Raw genomic sequence first — 21,590 nt, forward strand, 5'->3', positions numbered from 1 at the left:
CTGCCATCTCGATGGCGTAGTCCACTCCCCCGCGGGTCGCTTCCTTGACCTCGCCGATGACATCCGGCGTGGTTGCCAGGAAGGTACGCGTCGCGCCCAGCGCCTTAGCCAACTCAAGCTTCTCCGGCATCAAATCGATGGCGACGATCTCGCTTGCCCCGCTAGCCACCGCTCCGAGGACGGCCGACAACCCCACGCCTCCCAGGCCGATGACGGCGACCGACTGCCCCGGCTTCACGCCACATGTATTTACGACGGCACCGACGCCTGTCATCACGGCGCATCCGAACAAGGCCGCCATGGTGACGTCCACGTCTTTGGTGATCTTGACGACCGAGTGCGCCGACACGACCGCGTATTCCGAAAACGCCGATACGCCGCTGTGATGGTTGATATCGTAGCCCCGAAGACGGATATGCTTGCTACCGTTCAACAATGTCCCGGCGGCGTTTGCGCGATAGCCCGGCTCACAGAGGCTTGCGCGTCCTCCCGCGCAGTAATCGCAGTGTCCGCAGATGGGCAGGAACGACATCACGACGTGATCGCCAACCTTCACTGTATCCACACCGGGTCCGATTTCTTCGACAATGCCGGACGCTTCATGCCCCAACGCGACAGGCAATGGACGGGGGCGGTCGCCATTTATCGCCGACAGGTCGGAGTGGCACACACCAGCGGCCTTGATTTTGACCAGGACCTCAAGATTGCCCGGAGGCGCCAGGTCGACGGTCTCGACACTGAGAGGCCGCGAACTTGCATACGGCTTGGGAAGCCCTGACTCTCGGAGAATGACTGATTTCATCTGCATTGTCGCGTATTCCTATCTCGAGAGCATCTGCATGGCGGCGGGTACGTAGCGGAAGCCTTCCCCCTCCCGGGCGACATTGCCGAGCCCGGGCCACGCAAAGTGATAGGACATCACTGGTATGCGGTCTGTCGCGAGCATATCCAGCACCCGTGTGCGCGACCGCGCCGAGAGCTTGGGATCGGTGTCGTACTTGAACTCCATCCACGGGCGTTCCATCAGCAGGATATGATGATGGGTCAGATCGCCGAGGAAGCAGAGCCGATCGTTGCCCGACTGCATGAGGAAGCAGAAGTGGCCCAAGGTGTGGCCTGGAGCGTGCACTGCCTGCACGCCCGGCAGAAACTCCTGACCGTCCACGAAATGCGTTATCCGATCACGGTGTGGAAGAAGGTTCCTCCGGGCATTTTCCACCTGGGCCTTGAAACCGTCATCAAGCTTGCCTCCGTCGGTCCAGTCATCGAAGTCGCTTTCGCTTATGAAGATCTCCGCGTTGGGAAAATTAAGCTTGCCGTCCTGATCGCAAAGTCCGCCGGTGTGGTCGATGTGTGCGTGGGACAACACCACGGCATCGACTTCCAAAGTGTCGATCCCTGCCTCCTGCATGCTCTTCAGCAGGCGACCGGTCGTCGGCCCGAAAATCTTCGACGTCCCCATCCCGGTGTCGAACAGGATGGTCTTTCCGTTGATTTTGACCAGCGGGATGTTCTGCTCGAGGGTCACCGACGAACTGGACAGGAAGTTCCTGTCGAGCATTTCCGTCACCGTGGCTGCGTCGACCCCGAGGAAATTCTCCCGTGGGTCGCCCAATTCCAACGGTCCGTCCGAAAGTACCGTTATTTCGCCGCTTCCGAACTTGAACGGATAGAAATAGGGCAACTTAGTCTGATGCGCTTGGTCATTGAGCACGCCGCTTATCCTCCCAGATTGGCTGCACCATTTGACAGATTGTATGAAAATCTGTCAACACAATAGTGGTGATTGTCTACGAAGTCAGGAAACGATCGAAAGCACGTGACCCCTTGGCCTGCCGATGTTGAACTGTTCGATCTGCTGCATCAGCCGCTGGGTCTCTTTTGTGAGTTCCTGGGTGGCGGCGTGGGCTTGCTCGGCGATGGCAGCGTTTCGCTGGGTGCTGTCATCGATCTCGCCAACGGCCTGGTTCACTTCGATAAGCGAAGCCGCCTGGTCCCTGCTCGCCGCAGCGATAAGCTCAACCCTTTCGGAAATTCCGGCAACATTCGACGATATCGCAATCAGCACCTTGCCCGCCTCGTTCACCAATCGCGATCCCGAGGCGACTTCCTCGCTTGATCTTGCTATGAGTTCCTTGATTTCCTGGGCGGCTAGAGCCGACCGCTGGGCAAGTTCCCTGACTTCCTGGGCCACGACAGCGAAGCCCTGCCCCGCTTCTCCAGCTCTCGCGGCCTCGACACCGGCATTGAGTGCCAGGAGATTGGTCTGGAAGGCAATCTCGTCGATGACGCCGATGATTTGCGAAATGCGCCCGGAAGCCGCTTCTATTCGTCCCATAGCGTCAACCGCGTTCGTGACCACTGAAGCAGACGCATCCGCGGCCTGCTTGGTTTCTTTTACCAGCTGGGCTGCGGCTTGTGCCTGCTCTGTCGAGGAACGCACCGTCGCGGTGAGTTGATGAACAGCGGCCGCGGTCTCCTCCAACGACGCGGCTTGACGCTCGCTGCGGCGGGAGAGATCATCGGCGCCACTGCTGAGGTTGTCTGCATTTTGCCGAATGAGCACGATGTTGCCGCGAAGTTCCGACATCGTCGCCTGCAAACGCAGCAACGAATTGTTGAAGTCCCGTCGCAATTGTTCCAGCCGCCCGGAGAACGGTTGATCGATCGTGCTCGAAACATCACCGTTGGATAACCTCTCCAGCCCAGCGGCAAGACTGTCGAYGGCGTCGCCGATCTGTTTGTCGATCTCGGCTTTCTCCGCCTCGTTGTGCCGACGTTCAGCTTCGGAAGCCGATCGTTGACGATCCGCGTCGTTCTCGATCTCGATCTTCCTCGCGGCATTCTCCCTGAAGACACAGAGCGCCCGGGCCATTTCTCCGAGCTCATCAGCGCGCTCAGAACCGCCGATCTCAATGTCAAGGTCCCCTTCCGCCAAACGCCGCATGTCGTCGGTCAACTGGACAACAGGTTTTTTGAAAGTCGCAATCATCCCGAAGCCAGCGAGAAGTGCGACGAGGACGCCGGCAAATGTCGTGATGAGGCCAATGCCATTCGCGTAAGCCGTCTCTTCAATGGCTCTTGCGCGCTGGGCGTCGGCAAACGTCGTGAGGTGGCCCCATATGGTGTTCAACTGGTCTGTCGTTTGCCTATATTGCGCACGCCTCACTTCCGAGATCTCGACGAGCTTCGCACTGTCCTGCGTCATACCCTCTACCGCCGGCGGCACCGTATTCTGGACTGCCTTGAAAAGGTCGAGGTCGGAAGCGGCACTCCAGATGTCCAATATCTCCTTCTTCGTTCTGTCAAAGTTCTGGACGAGCTGCGCACGGTTTTGTTCGGTAGGGTCGGCTATGAAGCGCGCAAGGTTTATCCTGATGAGATAGCTGGAGTCTGAAAGTCTTCGGCTGCCGTCCAAGGCGCTGCTGATCTTCGCCAAATGTTGGTCGAGACCTGCGAACTCGACGATTGCTTTCTTTGTTTGCTGGTTCGCTACCGCGTTAATCGCGACGGAGATTTCCTTGAACGCGGACATTGCGGTGTCGAGGCCTACGGTGTTGTCCGATGAAGCGCCCTGCGACAGAAGTTGTGTTACGCTTTTCACCGCGCCATCGACCGAGCTCGACAGTTTTGTGGCGTCCGATGGCAAGGAAGCCCGCAGATTTCGGGCGCTCCGACGCAACTCGCCCACTTTGCCGCCCAAATATTTGAGTTTCAGCTCGGTCGTTCCGGCGGATTGGTAGCCCGCGGCAAGATCAAGGAAGAAGGTTGCATAGCCTGTCACCCTGTCGGCATCGCGCAACATCGATTTGGCGGCGCCCTCGGACTGCTCGCCGGACTTCCTTAACTCGTCTGCTAGCCTGAGCATTTCATTCTGCGACCAAACCAGCGATTCAGAATGATTGGCGATCGAGCTTATCAGTTTCTCTTCGCTTTCATGGATGCTCCAGAGAGAACCAAAATTGTTCACCACGTCCAGCATAATCGCGTTTGCCGACTGGAGGCCTTCGCTTTCCGCCGTAGCTCCGGCATTCGTCACCAAAGCCTGCAGATGCGATTGCTGCGCGAGCAGGTCAGCCTTCACGCGATCGCGCCTTTCTTCCGACGCCTCGTCGAGAAACTCTCTCATCGAGGCGGAGACGTCACGGAAACCCGAGAGCACCTGCATCACCTGGCTTGAGGTTTCCAGGCGGCTTTGTAGGAGACCCGCGGCGTAGTGCCCCAAAAACCCCACCGCGCAAATACTGATTATGAAAGGCAGTACGAAAATGATTACTTTTGTCTGTAGCCGGAAACGGGACAACAGCCTGTCCATTGTGGTCCATCCTTGTCCATAGGCGGTGAAGAAGCTTCATCAATCGGGATCCGCCTCCGATGGAAGCATCGAATCATCAATGACGACACGAGGCTGCGCGACTGAGGATTGTCTGTCAACAGATTGTCTGATAAAGCATGTTTAGGTTTATCAAATTGTCTCGCGAACTTGCGCAGGAATAACTCCAGAACCGGCGCTGCCGCAGCCGGCACAACTTTCACCGCTTACATCGATCAAACCGCGATGTCCTTGTTTTCAGTGGAAAGCGGTGACGGCATCTCGGCCATGTGAAGACTGCGAACATGTCGTCGTCGTGGTGACGGCGCCTTGGGGAACAAACGGGTCCTTCTCATGGATGGACGGCTCCACGGATGACGCCGACCTCACCAGCTTTCCCAATATGCATATCGAGATGCCCGATCTGGGAACGGTAAGTGTTGAGATTGAGGAAGCAGAGAAGATGACTGATACGAGAGCATTGCTCGATAATATGACCTTGGCCGAGCAGGTCTCGCTACTTTCCGGCGATACGTTCTGGTCTTTACCGCCCATCGACCGCCTAGGGGTAGGGAGATTGCGCTTGACGGACGGCCCCAACGGCGCCCGCGGGGCGGGGTCTTTTGTCGGGGGTGTGACTGCAGCGGCTTTCCCGGTAGGCATTGCCATCGGAGCGAGTTGGAACCCGGACCTAGCCAGGGAAATCGGCAGTGCGCTAGGTGACGAGGTTCTTTCCAAAGGGGCCCATGTCTCGCTGGCGCCGACCGTTAACATCCAGCGCAGCGTCACAAACGGCCGAAACTTTGAGTGTTTCTCTGAGGATCCGATACTGACGGCGGAACTTGCCGTCGGCTATATCGAAGGTCTGCAGTCCAAGAAAGTGGGTGCCACGATAAAACATTTCGCTGGCAACGAGTCCGAGATCGAACGTACAACCATCTCTTCAGATATCGATGAACGCACTCTGCGCGAAGTCTACCTAATACCCTTTGAGGCGGCGGTGAAGCGGGCAAAGGTCTGGGCCGTGATGTCTTCATATAACAAACTAAACGGTACTTACACGGCGGAAAGCCATTGGCTGTTGAACGAGGTACTGCGCGGTGGCTGGGGTTTTAACGGCGTGGTGATGTCGGACTGGTTCGGCTCGCGTTCGACCGCACCCACCGTGAATGCTGGGCTGGATTTGGAGATGCCGGGCCCGACCCGCGACCGCGGCTCCAAGCTTCTGGCGGCGATCGACGCGGGCGAGGTAAGTGTCGAGACCGTCCGCGCCTGTGTGCACAATATCCTGACCCTGATGGAACGCACCGGCGCAATCAACGATCATCGCGAGTTTAAGGAGTACGCCACTAATCGGCCGGAACATAGGGCACTCATCAGGCGCGCGGGAGCGGAAAGCGCAGTTCTGCTACAGAATGACGGCATCCTGCCATTGGCTCAGCAAGGTACGGTCGCCATCATTGGACCCAATGCCAAGATCGCGCAGATTATGGGAGGCGGCTCGGCGCAGTTGAACCCCCACTATGTCGTCAGTCCGTGGCAGGGGCTGGCGGACGCCCTGGGTGAGGAGAACGTGTTCTACGCTCAAGGTTGCAGCAACTATCGGTTTCAGCCGCTGATCGAAAACCCGACAACCTTCGAATTTTTCCAAGGGAGGGAGCTTGCTGGCGAGCCCGTGAATGTTATCGAGGAACCGTCGAGCCTCGGTGTATGGTTGCCCCCCGTGGCCGGGGGCACCGTCGATCCGCATCGCTTTTCCGCCCGAATGCGCACCGTCTTCACAGCCTCAGAAGCCGGCGGCTATCGCGTCGGCCTGACCTCGGCGGGGCWTGGCCGTGTCTATGTGGACGGCAGGCTTGTGGTGGACGCCTGGGCTTCCTGGACACGTGGTACCACATTCTTTGAAGAAGGCTGCGAGGAGGTCGTGGGTGAAATCACGCTCGAAGCCGGCCGTAAATACGAGGTCGTCGCCGAGTACGCCCGGCACGATCACGTCAACCTCTATATCGCCGCAATTCGGGTAGGAATAGGCAGGTTTTCGGCCGAAGCGGAGATTGCCGAGGCAGCAGCCGTCGCCGCGAAGGCTGATCATGCGGTAGTCTTCGTGGGCAGAACGGGCGACTGGGATACCGAGGGCTCCGATCTCCGCGGCATTGCGCTTCCCGGTCTGCAGGACCAGCTTGTTGAGGCGGTAATTGCGGCCAATCCGAACACGATTGTCGTCCTGCAAACTGGTGGACCGGTGGAAATGCCCTGGCTTTCCAGTGCTCGTGCAGTACTGCAATGCTGGTATCCCGGCCAGGAAGCTGGCAACGCGATCGCCGATGTCCTCCTCGGCAAGGCCGAGCCTTCGGGCCGACTGGCACAGACCTTCCCCGTGCGCTGGGCTGACAATCCCACACATACCGAGGATGACGCGGTCTATCCAGGCAAGAATGGCCATGTGCGATATGACGAAGGTGTGTTCGTTGGATATCGGCACTACGATCGCCAGGACATTAAGCCACTGTTCCCCTTCGGTCATGGTCTTGGTTATTCAAGCTTTGCGATGTCAGAGCTGACGGTAGGGCTGCCGGATGCTGCCGGCGCGGTGACAGCGACACTGGGATTGACCAACGTCAGCGAGCGGCCAGGTTCGGCAGTGGTGCAAATCTATGTCGGCGATGTTGAAGCATCTGTACCCAGACCGGTCAAAGAACTGAAAGCCTTCTCGAAAATCGCCCTGGAACCCGGTGAGAAACGAAGGCTCAGTTTCATTCTTGACGCCCGAACATTTGCCTTCTTCGACACGACCGAGCGGTGCTGGCGGATAGAGACGGGGGAATTTGCAGTTATGGCTGGGTTCTCGGCCACCGACATCCGTTTGAGTGGAACTGTCACGCAAAAGGGCGCTGTCTTAGCGCTCTAATCGTGCAGAGAATCAAAGACTACGTTTGGTGGTGGTTGAGTCCTAAAATGAGCGCAGTGCGGTGAAGCTCGGTGAATGAGTGAAAGAATGGCTCAAGACGGGCGATATTGTCATCGACAGGAAGGATACCGACCTTCATAGGCGGCGAAGATGGCGTCGGAAGCGTTGGCGGACACGTTCGCGACAGCGTCGGTCCTACAATTTTTTTGATGCCTTTCGCAGTCTCTCGAACTGAGCTCACGCTTGTCGCGAGATCGGAATCGTCAATCGTATCGAGGGCTGCCACATTCTCGTGCAGTTCGGCTCGACCGATCTCCTTCAGGACATATGTATCGAGCAGAAATTTCAAGCTTAGTCATCCAGCGCGCTACGATCGGGAGCACCGATCGACACGAGCGATATCGTATCCACCGTGCGAAGATTGCGGGCAGCAAACTTGGATCTCGATGGCCCAACCCTGATCATTCCTGGCAATGCGAAATCTTGTTTTCGGACGCGGAGCCACGGACAGACGCCGTCGCTCTGTGCGGAAACTTGAGCCTGCAGCCCTCTCCAGGTATCTATCGGTCGAGAGCGCAAAATTACAGGCACAGGATGCGGCGATGCTGAAAACCGACACCCGCCAAGCAAATTGGCGCCGTGCTAATCCAGCGAAATATGATGCTCATCTTGCTGTACAGCGAGCCGTAAAGGCAGGCGAGCTGGAAAAGCAAACATGTGAGGTCTGCGGGATTGAAACGGTCGACGCCCATCATGATCAATACGACGACCCTTTAAAGGTGCGCTGGTTATGCCGACGGCATCACACAAGGCTTCACCACTACGGCGAGGATATGTTTCCGATCAGGAATGGCCTTTAGGTGCGGTCCGCCGATCGCTCTTGATTTCAGTTGGCGTTCCCGCGTGACTTGATGTCTAGCAACGCGATGAAGGCGCACATTGCTTGTTGCGTAACTTCCGCCATGTGATGATTTCGTTCGACTGCCCTCCGGATAGGATTGACGCGAAGGCATTGCCCTCGCGCCCTTCTCTACCACTCAGTCCAACAGGCTAAGATGTAGTGGCTCAGGAAAATACGCGAAGCCCTCTCCCGCTATGCCAACGTGCCCGTAGCCCGGCCATGGGAAGTGGTAGGACATGAAGGGTATTCTATTGGAGGCCAGCATTTTCAGAATGCGCACACGCGATTGAGCTGACAGTTTGGGATCGGTATCGAACGCAAATTCCATCAAAGGCTTTTCGAACAGAAGCACAGGATGATGAGTGAGGTCGCCGCCATAGCACATTGTCTTTCCTGCTGACTCAATCATAAAGCAGCTATGGCCGAGTGTGTGTCCAGGAGCGCTAATGGCATGAATACCAGGAAGAAACTCTTGTTCGTCCTGGAAAAAAACCATGCGGTCCCGCACGGGTTTGAGGTTGTGGATCGCGGCTTTAACTAGACCGTTGAGATCGCCTCCAAGTTTTTTCTCGTCGGTCCAGAAATCGTAGTCGGTTTGGCTGATGTACACCTGGGCATTTGGAAACGTTGGTTTCCCGTCGTCGCCCCAGATTCCGCCGACGTGGTCCCAATGAGCATGCGAACAGACGACAGCGTCAATATCTTCCAGCGCAATATTCGCGGCGGCCAAGCAAGACTTGAGACGGCCAGTCGTCGGGCCAAATTGCTTAAGCGATCCCATCCCCGTGTCGAACAAAATCAGCTTGCCACCGATGTTTACGACAGGTGCGTTCTGAGCGAGAACGACCTCATCCGTGGGCAGGAAGCTGTGGTTTAGCATGGATCTTATCTCGTCGGCCGGGACGCCGAGAAAACTTTGTGTCGGGTCGCCGAGCGGAAGTGGGCCGTCTGATACGATGGTTACCTGGGCGTCCCCAATGGCAAATCGATAAAAGTCCGGAGCTTGTGCCCCGGAAACGGGGCTCGCCCCAGCGTGAGCCGCTACACTGTTCGCACCCAAAACGGCTCCACTCAAAGCAGCTCCCCCTGCCAATAGTAAGTTGCGGCGGTCGATCTCGAAACGTTCATTTCCCATTTCACTCCTCCCCATTTGTAAAAATGCGTCTGCAGACCGCGCTTGTCTTGCGACGGATTTCGGCTTTGTCTGCATCGGAAAGGTATCAAGTGGCAGGTCTAGGACAATTGAATTGCGAGTCCATTTCAATGAGCATCGCTCAACAAATGATCTCGCTCGGACCTGCGATTCATCAATCGAAACAACCGGTTTCGGGGTACCGCGTTGGTCCGGCCATCAGATCTCGTTGGCTTTCGGTGAGTTCGAAAGAACTCTTGGCTCCCTGACTGCGGGACGCGGCTCGCATCCGAATATCGGCAAGATTATCGTGGATCGCCTTGGCTGCCTCATTGTTATGTGAGTGGCTCTGCGTCAGGTCGCCAACGGTGTTCATTAAGCGGTCGGAGGATAGATGTTACCTCTTCCCTCGAAGAGCGCACCGCTCCTGAGGAAGAAGCCACGGAAAACCGCGAGGACGTAACGATCTTCGGGTGGGCGCTACATTTCTTCCCGGGCATATTGCGGAGCCAGCAGCATGCTTCTGAAGCGCGTTGCCAGCCCGGCATTCCGCCTTATCCGACATGGTTACGACCGTAGAATGGCCGACTTCTCTACCGGCCGCCTACGGTCGCACGTCATAGGAAGCCGATCGAGATCCAGGGCACCGCTGCGACGATCGCAAGCCCGAGAAGCAGGGCGATCATGTACCCCCACAGCGGCTTTATGCCTTCCACTGGGTTCACACGGCCGATTGCACAGGCGGCATAATAACCGACGCCGAACGGCGGGAGGAACAAGCCCACTCCCATGGCGAGAATGACCACGATCGAATAGTGCACGTCGTGGATCCCTAATCCCTTGGCGATCGGAAATACCAGGGGTGCGAACAGAACCACCGCGGGAATGCCTTCCAGCACGCTACCGAGCACAATGAACGCGACGATCGACACGATCATAAAGATCGGCGCTCCTCCGGGTAGACCCGCCATCGTCTGAACCAGCCCACGCGAAAAACCCGATTGAGTCAGGCACCAGGCCACAGCCGTTGCCGCCGCGATGATGAAAAGGATGGCTCCGGACAAGACCGCCGTTTCCACCAGCATCGGACCCACCCGCTTCCAGTCGAACCGGCGGTAAATGAGGAGGCCTGCCAGCAGCGAGTAGGCAATGCCGATTGTCGAGACTTCCGTGGCGGTAGCAACGCCTTCGACAACCGCTGTACGGATGATAAAAGGTAGGGCCAAAGCCGGAAGCGCAATCAGGAATGTGCGAAAGATCTCCCTGGCTGGCGGCTTGCGAAAACCCGACATGTCCTCGTTGCGATAGCGCCACCAGACGACAACGCAAAGCATCAATCCGCAGACGAACGCCGGCAAAAGACCGCCTATGAACAGGGCCGAAATCGATACGCTCGTAACCGATCCGATGGTGATCAATACGAGGCTCGGCGGGATCGTCTCCGTCTGCGCACCCGTAGCCGCAAGCAGGGCCACGAGATCGCCGGGCTTTGATCCTCTCGCTTTCATCTCCGGGAACAGTGCCGGGGCGACAGCAGCCATGTCGGCGGTCTTCGAACCCGATATCCCAGACACCAGATACATTGCCGCGACGAGGACGTAACACAGGCCGCCTCTGACATGTCCGAGCAAGGACGCCAGGAAGTTCAGCATCGCTTTTGCCATGCCCGTAACCTCCATCAGCATACCCAGCAGCACGAACAGCGGGACCGCTAGGAGGAGAAGATGCGACATTCCCTCATCAAGCCGACCCGCGATCACGCTTATCGGACGGCTCGTACCCAGAGCCACATAACTGATGGCAGCGAGAGCGAACACGAACGCGATTGGTACGCCGCTCAGCACACCTAGTGCGATGAAGACTACGAAGAAAAGCACGAGGTTCCAGTTGCCCATCGCCATGATCAACGGTTTCGCCGCAATCGCCAACCCTATCAAGCATGCGGCTACAAGGACCCCGATCAGGAAATCGCTCAGCGTGATGCGCTGAAGGGCATTGGTCACGCCAAGGATAAGCATCAGGCCAAGTCCGATCGGAAGACCAAAAGAACGCCATGCGACCGAAACTTCCATCGCGGGAGTGACGACCGGAACTTCATGAAGAGCGTAGGCCGTGGCCTTGGGCAGAAGAAGCACGCAGACCGAAAGGCAAAAGACAAGTGCAGCCACCTCCAGTCTTGCCCTTACGACGGGCGGCATCGCGTCCGCGATAACGCCCATCCTCATGTGCTGTCCGCGGTGAAAAGCGAGGACCGCGCCCACGATCGAAAGCCAGAGGAACAACATGGAGGCGAGCTCATCCGACCAGATGAGCGGCTCGCCCCATGCATAGCGGGCGAAGACGCCCGCCGACAGCACGAGTACCTCGACAACAACAAGTGCTGCGGCGATCAATTCAATCAGGCGCACCAGGCGCGTTTCAGCTTTCGCCAGGACTGGCCACGCGCCGATCACCGGGGGGCTGACATTTTCAGAAGTAGCCATGTCAACGCCTCAGATCAATTTGCCCGAGGTAGACTCCAGCAACGCCCATGCTTCCTCGCCAAAACGCCCCTTCCAATCGGAGTAGAACGACGAAGCTTGCAGCGTCGCGCGGAACTTGGAAACATCGACGTCGATAAATTCAAGACCCTTGCTCGTCAGCTCTGCCTGGAGTTCGGAATTCAGCTTTTCGACATCAGCGCGTTGCACGATAGCCGAGCGATTGATCTCGGTGACGACAATGTCACGCAAGTCCTCAGGCAGCATCTCGAAGTTGTCCCGATTGGCGAGAATCCAGAAGCCGTCCCACATATGGTTGGTCCGGGAGAGATACTTTTGAACCTCGTACATCTTGGCAAAGTAAATGCCAGCGAGCGGGTTTTCGAGACCGTCGGCGACGTGGGTCTGGAGTGCGGAATAAGTTTCGCCCCATGGAATCGACGTCGGCGCGGCGCCGAGAGACTTGAAAAGCGATGTCCAGAGCGGCGCAGGAGGGACGCGGATCTTGAAGCCCTTGAGGTCCTCGGGCGACTTGATCGGTTTCCCGATCGAGGTCGTCTGCCGAAAGCCGTTGTCCCACATCTTCTCGAAGGCGATCAGGTTGACCTTCTCAAAAGCCGTCCGGATGCTCCGGCCGAGCTCACCATCCACCGACTTCCACACCTGCGCGTAGTCGGGGTAGGCAAATCCTACACCGGTGATGGCCGCCGGCGGGACGAGTGTCGCTGCGATGAGGCCTGTCTGCGCAAGAAGGTCCAGGCCACCTGATCGAAGCTGGCTGAGCATATCAGCATCGGTGCCGAGCTGGCTCGCGGGGAACACTTGAATGCTCACGCGGCCGTCTGTCTGCTGGCTGATCTTGTCGGAAGCCTCGGTCATCCGCGTGTTGAGCGGATGATCAACCGGCATGATGTTGGCGAATTTAAACGAGAATTCAGGCGAACTCGCACGCATGATGCGCGGTGCCGCAAGCGCGGCGGTCATCGCCACGGAACTCATAATAAGGGTACGGCGATTCATTCTGATCATTGGTTCCTCCTCTAACCGTGTTGATCTATGTCGATGTTTTTAGGAGCCTCCAGCGCAGGCGCTTTCCTCGTAAGCGTCCTCAGTTTCGTGCAGGTTGCTTAGACCTTGGACTGATGTCGCTGAAGCCGGAAGCCTCCCACTGTGCGGCTGGACGTAAATTAGGCGCTTGCGCCAAACGTCCGCAAATGAATTGCCTCCGGCCAATGGTGAGTTGAACTCAGGCGAGTTCGGCGTGACCCGCGATGGAGGCAAAGTTTTTCTGGGAGAACGCGCCAGGCAACATGAATCCAGGTCACATGTTTTTTGCGCAAACTCTTTTGATGTGGAGGAAGCCGCCATGCTAACCGCTTTGCATGCGAGCATGGCACTCCGGTGGGATGTGCCGGCCTATGACGTGCCAGTATCGCGGAGGAGACCGGAATTGCACCAAGCTTTAGAAACAAAGCCGAGCCCGGCACGAGGACCGGGAAAACCGACAATCGGTTTTATCGGTCTCGGCTCGATGGGATTGCCGATGGCGTCGCATCTCCTAAAAAGCGGCTTCAGGGTCAAGGGGTTTGACATCTCGGAGAATGCTCTAAGAAGCTTCGCTGACAGTGGCGGGACTGCCTATCCAGACGCTACAGAAGCGGCCAGCGAGACTGACGTCTTGATGTTGATGGTAGTCAACATCGACCAGGCGCACCAAGCCCTCTTCGAACGGGGCGCCCTGGCAAATTCAACCAGGGCCAGCGTCGTCGTCCTGATGTCAACATGCCCTCCCGGCGAGGTTGAACAGCTCGCCGAGGCCGTTATTGCTCGCGGTCACCGGTTTCTGGATGCGCCTGTTTCCGGCGGCGTCGCCGGAGCGCGCGACGCGTCGCTCTCCATCATGGTGGCTGGTGACAGGCAAACCTATGAGATGAGCCGCAATCTTTTCGACGTGCTCGGCTCCAAGATCTATTATCTCGGAGAGCGGCCTGGCCAGGCATCGGTTGCCAAAGCAGTCAACCAGTTGCTGTGCGGCGTACACTTGGCGGCAGCGGCTGAGGCGCTGTCGCTCGCCGAAAGGGCTGGCCTCGACACCTCAACGGTACTCGAGATCGTGTCCGGCTCGGCGGCCGCCAGCTGGATGCTCAACGATCGTGGCCAGCGGATGCTTCTGGAAGACCCTGAGGTAACGAGCGCGGTAGACATTTTTGTGAAAGATCTCGGTATCGTGCTTGCCGCCGGCTCCTCTGCCAGGGCCGCCCTGCCGCTCGCCTCCGTTGCGCATCAGTTCTTCCTTGCMGCGTCTGGGCAGGGGTCAGGCTCGGCAGATGACAGTCAGGTCATTCGTGCGTATCGGGGAATGACCGCGGGCCAGAAGGAGGCAAAAAAGTGAGTGCCGAGATCAAAAGCAATTACGCGCGACTGTCCGGCATCACCATGCACTACCTGACCGCAGGATCCGGTGAGCCGCTGGTTCTCCTTCACGGGGTGCCGCAGAGTTCGCACGAATGGCGGCACGTGATCCCCTTCCTCGCGGACAAGTACGCGATCATCGCGCCGGACCTGCGGGGCCTCGGCGACACTTCCCGGCCCGCCGATGGGTACGACAAGAAAACGATTGCCGAGGACGTGTGGGAGCTTCTTTCTGAACATCTGAAGATCGATCGCTTCAATCTTGTGGGACACGACTGGGGCGGCCCGGTGGCGTTTGCCCTGGCCGCGCAGCACCGGGGGGCTGTTAGCAAGCTCGCGATCCTGGACGTTACCATTCCTGGCGATGGAGCGGACATGTCGCAAGGCGGCCGCCGTTGGCACCAYCCTTTCTTCAGGACGCCGGATTTGCCGGAAGCGATGTTCGGCGGTCGCGAGCATATCTATCTGGAATGGTTGTTTGACAATTACGGCAGCCGGGCAAACGTGCTATCTCAGGAAGACAAGAATGAGTATTTCCGTACCTACCTGAAACCGGGTGGCCTGCGCACACTTCTCGCCTATTATCGGGGCTTTCCAACCGACGTCAAAGACAACGAGTTATTCCTCGAGAGGGATGGCAAGCTCGAAATGCCGGTCCTCGCCCTGGGCGGAGACAGTGGTTTTGGCCGCGGCATGGAGACGATGGAATCACTGCAGCGGGTGGCAAGTGACGTTCGAGGCGGATTGATCCCGGGCTCGGGTCACTGGGTTGCGGAAGAAGCTCCCGAATTCATAGCGAACGAACTCGGGAAATTCTTCGGCTAAACCACTGCCTGACGTCGGGGATGCGCGTCTGATCCACCAGTCGCGCATCACCGACCCCGATTGCGCATAACTCACCTCCCGCCGACGTCGATCTCACTCGCAGAAACCGCGTCGCCAGCCAGGGTCTCTTCGATCCAACGTTTGAACAGAGCGATCTTTGGCGTTCTTGCCCTGGACCGTAAGTACACGAGACTATGGCAATTGATGCTGGGGCCTTTCAGGCCAAACGGCGCAACGAGCCTCCCGCTTTTCAGATCTTGGCGGACGAGTATGAGGCTTTCCAGGCAAACGCCAAGTCCATCCGCGGCCGCATTGATGGACATGAAAGATCTATCGAAACGCAGCCCCCGATCCATGTTGAGCCTCACACCGTGGTCGTCGGCCCAATCCTGCCAGCGATAGAGGTTCACTTCGGAGTGGATGAGCGGAAATCTGGCGAGATCCTGCGGTGAGCGTATTCCGTTTGCGCCCTCGACCAACGATGGGGCGCACAGGACCACTATTGGCTCGGGCGGGAAGGGCTCGACGGCGATGCCAACCTCCACGGGCTGCGTTCCGTAGCGGATGTCTATATCGACGTTGCCGGTCCTGAGCTCGGCCGGGTCACCAGAAGCGTGCAGTCGAAGATCGATCTCCGGATAGCGGGCGCTAAACCGGGCGAGGCGAGGCATGAGCCACTGCGAAGCGAGACTGACAACCGAATGGATATTCAGAATGTCACTTTTGCCCTTCTTCGTGAAATTGCGAGTGGCGCTCTCGATCCTTCGAAAGGAGGCGCTGATCTCTTCAGCGTAAGCCCTTCCCGCGTCAGTCAGCATGATTGAACGCCCGGAGCGATGAAATAAAGCAATTCCGAGCTCCGAATCCAGCGCGGCCATTTGATGGCTCACGGCCGAGGGGCTGATGCTTAGTTCCTCGGCGGCTTTTCCAAAAGATCCAAGACGTGCGACAGCTTCCAACACCTGTAGCGATCGCAGCGAAGGAAACTCCAACGCGCTCATCACCCCTCCTCCCCGTTTATGCGTGCCTCGCCACCGTTCTTACTTGAGACATTCAGTACGCTGGAGGACGCCCTTCCTCTATATTCCATGAGGAAATTTAACGCAAATGATGCATTTGTTGAGATGCATTCATGTATTGACCGATTGAATTCGCTTGTCCGGATGAAGCGTTTTTAACACTTTGCCCTTCGGAACGGCCTTTGCGCCGTTCTTTGCTAAGGGAGGAATGCATGGCTGAACGGGTGATCTCCGTGTCCGGCGCGCCGTACGACGGGCATAGCAGAGAGGCCGCACTGGAGAGCGCGGCAACCCTCGGGTTCACCCATTTCGAGCCGGCCTTTATCGTTGGATATACAGAACCCTTCGATGAGACCGCCTTCACACCTTCCGAGATGACCAGTTGGCGCAGCGCGCTTAGGTCTTCGGGGCTCTTGTGTCATGCAATGTCGTCGCACATCGACCTCGGTTTCGAAGATTCGGTCGAAGTGTTCACGGGCCGCATGGCATTCGCCGCGGCGATTGGAGCCAAAGTTATTGCGACCAACGCGGCCGCCCGACAAAGAGAGGCAACATTCCGTCGCAACGTCGAAACCATACTGAGAAGAGCGGAAGCCTTTGATATCATCGTTGGCCTGGAAAACCCAGGAGACGGCAGCGATAGCCTGATCAACACCGCGCGGGACGGTATTTCTCTTGTTGAGGAATTCGGATCGCCCTTTCTAAAGCTAAATTACGACGCTGCAAACACGGCGTCACATCGACCGGACATGGACGATCTCGCAGGTGATGGAATCCTGGCGCTGCCGGAATCGGCGCACGCCCATATCAAGGATGTCCGTGAAACCGACGAAGGTTGGTTTTTCTGCGATATCGGCGACGGCAAGGTCGGGTGCGAGCGCCTCCTGGCTGCAATCGCAAAGCTCGACAGCCTCCCGGTCAGTATTGAACTTCCCTTGAGACTGCATCGCAATCGGCAGGCGCAGCCCGTTCGCCGCCAAGATCCCGTGCCGCTGTCAACGATCGAGGACTCGCTGGCTCGGTCGCTCAAGGTCGTCCGGCGAGCGCTCAACCACAATCAATGACCGTGTCTGGAGGAGGACGCAGTGCAACGTTTTGTAAACAACCGCGATGAGGTCGTGGAAGATACCATCAGGGGCTTTGTGAAGGCACACCGAGACATCGTGCGCCTCGCCGAAAACCAACGCGTGGTGACGGCGATTGACCGGCCCGCGCAAGGAAAAGTGGGTGTCGTAACTGGAGGTGGCTCCGGACACGAGCCTGCCTTCATTGGCTATATAGGCCGCAACATGCTCGACGCGGTCGCGGTCGGCGAGCTGTTTTCGTCGCCAACGGCAAAGAGCTTTCATGATGCCATACGCGAAGCGAATGGTGGAAACGGCGTCGTTGTCCTCTACGGAAATTATGCCGGAGACAACATGAACGTGAAAATGGCGATGAAACTCGCCGCGAAGGACGGCATCGAGGTTGCCACGGTGGTTGCGAACGATGACGTGTGCTCCGCCTCCGCCGAGGAGCGGGAGAAGCGCCGAGGCGTTGCCGGAGAGATCTTCATGTGGAAGGTCGGCGGAGCGAAAGCGTCGATGGGCGCCAGCCTATCCGAGGTTCGTGACGCAGCGCAGAAGGCCATCGACAATTGCCGCTCGGTCGGTGTCGGATTGGGGCCGTGCACTCTTCCAGCGGTCGGACATCCGAACTTCCAGATCGAGCCTGGCACCATTGAAGTCGGTATCGGCCATCACGGCGAGCCGGGCGTGCGAGTAGAAGCGCTCAAGAGCGCATCAGAGGTCGCCAAGGATATGTGCCAGATCGTGCTGGATGATCATGATCTCGGCTCGGGGACAGAAGTGGCCGTACTGGTATCTGGCCTTGGCGCGACACCGCTGAACGAACTTTACATTCTCTTCGACACAGTCGAGGAGGAAATCTCCGGCCGCGGCCTCAGGATCCACAAAGCGTATGTTGGTAACTACTTCACGTCTCTTGAGATGGTTGGAGCGACTTTGACGGTCATGGCGCTCGATGAAGAGCTAAAGTCGCTACTGGAGGTCGAGGTTCGCTGCGCGGCGACGCTTTAAGGAGGGAACAATGCAAAAAATGAATAACGCGGCAGCCGGAGAAATCGTAGTCTCCATGGCAAGAGCGATCATCGATAACCGCGCCTACCTCAGCGAGATCGACGGCAAGATTGGCGACGGCGATCACGGAATAAATATGGCGAAAGGTTTCGGTTTAGTGGCCGACCGGATACGCGGCAAGGAGCTATCGCTCGCAAAAGCGCTTGAGACCCTCGGAACAGTCCTGATGACCGAGATCGGCGGATCTATGGGTCCGCTTTACGGTGTGATGTTCACCGAGTTTGCCCAGCAGATCGATCAGGTCGACCAGATCGACAACAAGACGTTCAGCCGAATGCTGCATGCTGGCTTGACGGGTATTCAACAAATTGGTTCGGCCAAAGTCGGCGACAAGACATTGCTTGACACGTTGGTGCCTGCTGTTGAAGCTTTTGACAATGCGACATCAGAAGGGAAATCCTTCGACGAGGCATTGGAACTCCTCGTTGCGGCAGCCGAAAGTGGCCGCGATTCGACGGTGAACTTGATCGCGCGGATCGGCCGAGCCAGCAGGCTGGGCGAACGATCGCTCGGCGTGCTGGATGCTGGTGCGACGTCTTGCGCGCTGATCCTCAAGGAGTTGTCTGAGGGAACCCGTAATAGGCTTCAATAGTGTCATCGCTTCTTGAGCGTGATCATAGTGAGAACCGAAGTGATGCCGAGCTTAAGGGGAAGCCAATCCAGAGTGCCGCTCGGTTATTGATGTGAAACGCGCCGCGATAGAAATCCGGCGACAGTCCTCGTGTGCCGCCCGAGGGTGGACACCCGCTTTCGCGGCCATCCGGGAATCAAATTTGGCGGACAGATTGGGTCGGCGGCGAACTATGCATTCGGTCTCCGGGCACCATCGCTCTCGCTTGCAGGGTCGGGTTCCGCAAACCGCGAAAGGCACGACTCATCGCAACTTAGGCGGTGCCACGACTGAAGCTGACGCGACATTCGGTCACGCGGCGACGCAGAGTCCTTCGCTCAGCCAACACCTGACCCGCTAAATCGAAGACACGAGTAATCGGCCTGCGGGCAGCGACGACCTGGCACGAAGCTCGAAAATCGTGCGTCGAACGGTGGCCCAAACGGAAGCAAGCCAATCCCGCTTGTCTGTGATGGCGTCCTGGCCCGGTTCCGGATCTTCCACGATCAACCCATAAAGGGTCCGCTAGCAAGCTGCGGCCGCGTCGGCTTCGCCTCGCGGTGATCGCGCCCGGACCCCGTGCCTTTTGAGGAGCCATCGAGCGGGAATTGGCCCGCTCCCGTAGGAGCCTCTCAAATGTCGCACGATCTCTCTCTCGCACAGTCCCACGCCCTCCAGCTTTCCCGTGACCTGATGGTCCCGGTCACCCTCTTCGAGGTCGACGGAGAATACGGCGTCCTTCCTTCTGACGAGATCGACGCCGACGACGATCTGGCGATCGTGCACGAGTATACGCCATGGCCGGCTCATTGAGCCGGCGCCGCGTGGGTGCCCCTTGCGAGCGGCAGGCCGCAAGGGGGGCTTCGCCGCGTCCGACGTCAGCTTGCATGATCCGACAATTGCCAGCCGCGCCCTTGCGGTCTTTGCTCTTCGGGGCCTGCCGAAAGGCGTCGGTGAACCGACGGGCAAGGAAGGATTATGGAGGCCGATCGCTGGGCGATCGGAATGAAAAATGAAGAGAAGAGAGATTGAAGCGCTGCGCGATCAGGTCAGTTGTGCGGCAGTGCTTGAGCATGCCGGTTTTGCAATAGACGCGAAGGAAAGCACGCGACGGGCAGTCAAGTTCCGCCGCGGCGGCGAGATCATTATCGTCACCTATGAAGGGCGTGGGTGGTTCGATCCCCTGTCCGACGCGAAAGGCGATGTGTTCCGGCTCGTCGAGCATCTCGATCGGGTCGGTTTTCCCGAAGGTGCAGAACGGGTCGCGGCTCTGGTCGGGTTTCAGATCACGGGGCCGGAGTGGCAGCCCGCGAAAGATGGTCAGAGATCCGACCTCTCTCTTCCCGATCGTTGGCAGTCCCGCAGGCGACCCTGGCCTGGTTCCTCGTCGTGGCGGTACCTCAACGGCGAGCGCTATCTGCCAGCGACCGTGCTGCGAGCGACCGTCAAAGGCGACCTTCTGCGCGAAGGCCCGCAAGGCAGCATGTGGGCGGCGCACCGGGACCAGGCCGGGGTCTTGACCGGCTGGGAAGCGCGGGGTCCGCAATACCGGGGTTTTGCATCCGGAGGAACCAAGGTTCTCTTCCGTCTCGGTTCGGACAGCGCTTCGCGCCTGGCCGTCACGGAAGCGGCGATCGATGCCATGAGCCTCGCGGCGATCGAAGATTTGCGGGAGGGGACGCTTTATCTCAGCACTGGCGGCGGATGGTCGCCGACCACGGAGGCAGCGTTGCGGAAGTTAGCGGCGAAGCCCGCCGTCCAGATGGTAGCGGCGACGGACGCCAATCCGCAGGGCGAGATGTTTGCCGAACGGCTGCGGACGCTTGCCGACGATGCAGGCTGCGACTGGCTTCGACTTCGGCCGTCCGAGGAGGATTGGAACGAAACCCTGAAGATCAGGGAAAAGGAAAAGAGGGAAACGATGGAAGAAGGAGGCGTGCCGCATGCGCGCCGTCCGCGTCAAGGGAGGCTTCGCCCGGCGGAGCCGGCCCTTGACCCTGACGGCCGCGATGGCGGCGGCAGCCAAGGGGTCATGAAGGACTGAAGAGGAAGGCAAGGTCGATAGGACAGTGCCGCGCTTCGGCCCGAAACCTCCGAAGGAGTGCAGATGAACCCCTACCCCGCAATCCGAAAAGTCTTCCAGGGCGTCCCAAGCCGACCGCAGATGTTCCGCATGTTCGACCGTCATCTCCAGCGGCCCAACCGTTGGGGAGACGACGCAACACCGCTCTATGACGGCGAATGGTTCGAAATCCTGCCGCCGCTCTGGATCTGCGGTTCGATGTTTGCGATGCGCGAGTTCCTGACCGGTTCGGTGACATCAGTGTTCTTCGCACTCCGGATCGATGAGGCGATCCGCTATTTTCACGGCTATTGCGACCTTTCCGAAAAAGCGTCCGTCGAGACCATGCGCCTTCCGATTATCGAGCGCGAGAACCGCCCGGTCCGGGTTTTAACGCGCGCGGAACGCCTYGAGCACATCTGGAGCAGCACGGCGGACGACTTTCGCGGCTATGCGGACGAGCGCTGGCCGGAGGCCTCGCGCGGCAAGCGCACTGTGATGATCTACGGCGGTAAAGACGGCACTGTTCTGAAGCTGCTGGAAGGCCTCAGCGACGACGAGACCGCCGCCAAGCTGCCGGTACAACTGCGCCACCTCCCCTCGCCGATCGCGGCTTGAGAGTTTCCGATTGCATCCGTGCGCGAAGCAATCGCGCCCGGCCCACGATAGCTGCGCAGCCCATGCAGGCGCCCCTTCCACCCCTTCGCGTTCCTCGACTGTCGCTTGCGGCGGATCGATGACGCTCGCTCACAAGGAGCTTTCGATGAGCACCGATCCATTCACCCTTGATA

18 protein-coding genes are annotated in these 21,590 nt (G+C 58.4%); 10 read left to right on the plus strand and 8 right to left on the minus strand.

The features are described 5' to 3' along the window. The 3 genes from QD461_RS34480 to QD461_RS34490 all read right to left on the minus strand — a co-directional run. The coding region (locus tag QD461_RS34480; RefSeq protein WP_414091401.1) for an alcohol dehydrogenase catalytic domain-containing protein at positions 1-808 on the minus strand (808 nt) is incomplete at its 3' end. Between the two features lie 12 nt (positions 809-820). Then, positions 821-1,714: an MBL fold metallo-hydrolase gene (locus QD461_RS34485; RefSeq protein ID WP_015341914.1), complete on the minus strand. Its 894-nt coding sequence runs from the start codon at positions 1,712-1,714 to the stop codon at positions 821-823. 84 nt (positions 1,715-1,798) lie between these two features. Beyond that, positions 1,799-4,315, minus strand: coding sequence for a methyl-accepting chemotaxis protein (locus QD461_RS34490; RefSeq protein WP_414091402.1), 2,517 nt, complete (start codon positions 4,313-4,315; stop codon positions 1,799-1,801). Between the two features lie 460 nt (positions 4,316-4,775). Here QD461_RS34490 and QD461_RS34495 point away from each other — a divergent pair, with 460 nt between their 5' ends. Further along, positions 4,776-7,220 carry a beta-glucosidase H gene (locus QD461_RS34495; protein ID WP_414091403.1) on the plus strand — a complete coding sequence of 815 codons (2,445 nt, stop codon included), beginning with the start codon at positions 4,776-4,778 and terminating at the stop codon, positions 7,218-7,220. 19 nt (positions 7,221-7,239) lie between these two features. Here QD461_RS34495 and QD461_RS34500 read toward each other — a convergent pair whose 3' ends face one another. Next, positions 7,240-7,569: a hypothetical protein gene (locus QD461_RS34500; protein WP_004130061.1), complete on the minus strand. Its 330-nt coding sequence runs from the start codon at positions 7,567-7,569 to the stop codon at positions 7,240-7,242. Between the two features lie 253 nt (positions 7,570-7,822). On the opposite strand from QD461_RS34500, the gene QD461_RS34505 reads away from it, so the two are divergent. After that, entirely contained in the window at positions 7,823-8,080 is a 258-nt protein-coding gene (locus tag QD461_RS34505) for a hypothetical protein (RefSeq protein WP_041678048.1), read from the plus strand. Positions 8,081-8,257: 177 nt separating this feature from the next. Here QD461_RS34505 and QD461_RS34510 read toward each other — a convergent pair whose 3' ends face one another. The 3 genes from QD461_RS34510 to QD461_RS34520 all read right to left on the minus strand — a co-directional run bounded on the left by QD461_RS34510 (position 8,258) and on the right by QD461_RS34520 (position 12,762). After that, complete coding sequence (locus QD461_RS34510) at positions 8,258-9,256, minus strand: MBL fold metallo-hydrolase (protein ID WP_004130059.1); 999 nt, start codon at positions 9,254-9,256, stop codon at positions 8,258-8,260. 614 nt (positions 9,257-9,870) lie between these two features. Next, a complete protein-coding gene (locus tag QD461_RS34515; protein WP_028003112.1) occupies positions 9,871-11,736 on the minus strand; it encodes a TRAP transporter large permease subunit in 1,866 nt (621 codons plus the stop codon). Between the two features lie 9 nt (positions 11,737-11,745). Continuing rightward, positions 11,746-12,762 (minus strand): TRAP transporter substrate-binding protein, encoded by a 1,017-nt coding sequence (locus QD461_RS34520; RefSeq protein ID WP_004130054.1) that lies wholly within the window; start codon positions 12,760-12,762, stop codon positions 11,746-11,748. A 394-nt stretch (positions 12,763-13,156) separates the two neighbouring features. On the opposite strand from QD461_RS34520, the gene QD461_RS34525 reads away from it, so the two are divergent. Both QD461_RS34525 and QD461_RS34530 read left to right on the plus strand, forming a co-directional pair. Next, a complete protein-coding gene (locus tag QD461_RS34525) occupies positions 13,157-14,125 on the plus strand; it encodes an NAD(P)-dependent oxidoreductase (protein WP_015341921.1) in 969 nt (322 codons plus the stop codon). Continuing rightward, entirely contained in the window at positions 14,122-14,970 is an 849-nt protein-coding gene (locus QD461_RS34530; protein ID WP_004130049.1) for an alpha/beta fold hydrolase, read from the plus strand. Before QD461_RS34525 ends, QD461_RS34530 begins: the two co-directional genes overlap by 4 nt. A 71-nt stretch (positions 14,971-15,041) precedes the next feature. Here QD461_RS34530 and QD461_RS34535 read toward each other — a convergent pair whose 3' ends face one another. Beyond that, entirely contained in the window at positions 15,042-15,971 is a 930-nt protein-coding gene (locus QD461_RS34535; RefSeq protein WP_028753481.1) for a LysR substrate-binding domain-containing protein, read from the minus strand. A gap of 230 nt (positions 15,972-16,201) precedes the next feature. Between QD461_RS34535 and QD461_RS34540 the strand changes: the two genes are divergently transcribed. The 6 genes from QD461_RS34540 to QD461_RS34565 all read left to right on the plus strand — a co-directional run bounded on the left by QD461_RS34540 (position 16,202) and on the right by QD461_RS34565 (position 21,417). Beyond that, positions 16,202-17,053, plus strand: a complete 852-nt coding sequence (locus tag QD461_RS34540; protein ID WP_028753480.1) for a sugar phosphate isomerase/epimerase family protein — start codon at positions 16,202-16,204, stop codon at positions 17,051-17,053. 21 nt (positions 17,054-17,074) lie between these two features. Next, the gene (locus tag QD461_RS34545; protein WP_004130028.1) at positions 17,075-18,067 is read left to right on the plus strand and encodes a dihydroxyacetone kinase subunit DhaK; all 993 of its coding nucleotides are present in this window, start codon (positions 17,075-17,077) and stop codon (positions 18,065-18,067) included. Between the two features lie 10 nt (positions 18,068-18,077). Continuing rightward, a complete protein-coding gene (gene dhaL, locus QD461_RS34550; protein ID WP_013984746.1) occupies positions 18,078-18,719 on the plus strand; it encodes a dihydroxyacetone kinase subunit DhaL in 642 nt (213 codons plus the stop codon). Between the two features lie 654 nt (positions 18,720-19,373). Continuing rightward, positions 19,374-19,550 (plus strand): hypothetical protein, encoded by a 177-nt coding sequence (locus QD461_RS34555; protein WP_015341926.1) that lies wholly within the window; start codon positions 19,374-19,376, stop codon positions 19,548-19,550. Positions 19,551-19,749: 199 nt separating this feature from the next. Further along, positions 19,750-20,781 carry a DUF3991 and toprim domain-containing protein gene (locus QD461_RS34560; protein ID WP_028753479.1) on the plus strand — a complete coding sequence of 344 codons (1,032 nt, stop codon included), beginning with the start codon at positions 19,750-19,752 and terminating at the stop codon, positions 20,779-20,781. 63 nt (positions 20,782-20,844) lie between these two features. Continuing rightward, positions 20,845-21,417 (plus strand): DUF1419 domain-containing protein, encoded by a 573-nt coding sequence (locus tag QD461_RS34565; RefSeq protein ID WP_331371272.1) that lies wholly within the window; start codon positions 20,845-20,847, stop codon positions 21,415-21,417. Positions 21,418-21,590: the final 173 nt, after the last annotated feature.

The organism is Rhizobium sp. BR 314 (genome assembly GCF_047445805.1).
GTDB lineage: Bacteria > Pseudomonadota > Alphaproteobacteria > Rhizobiales > Rhizobiaceae > Rhizobium > Rhizobium lusitanum_B.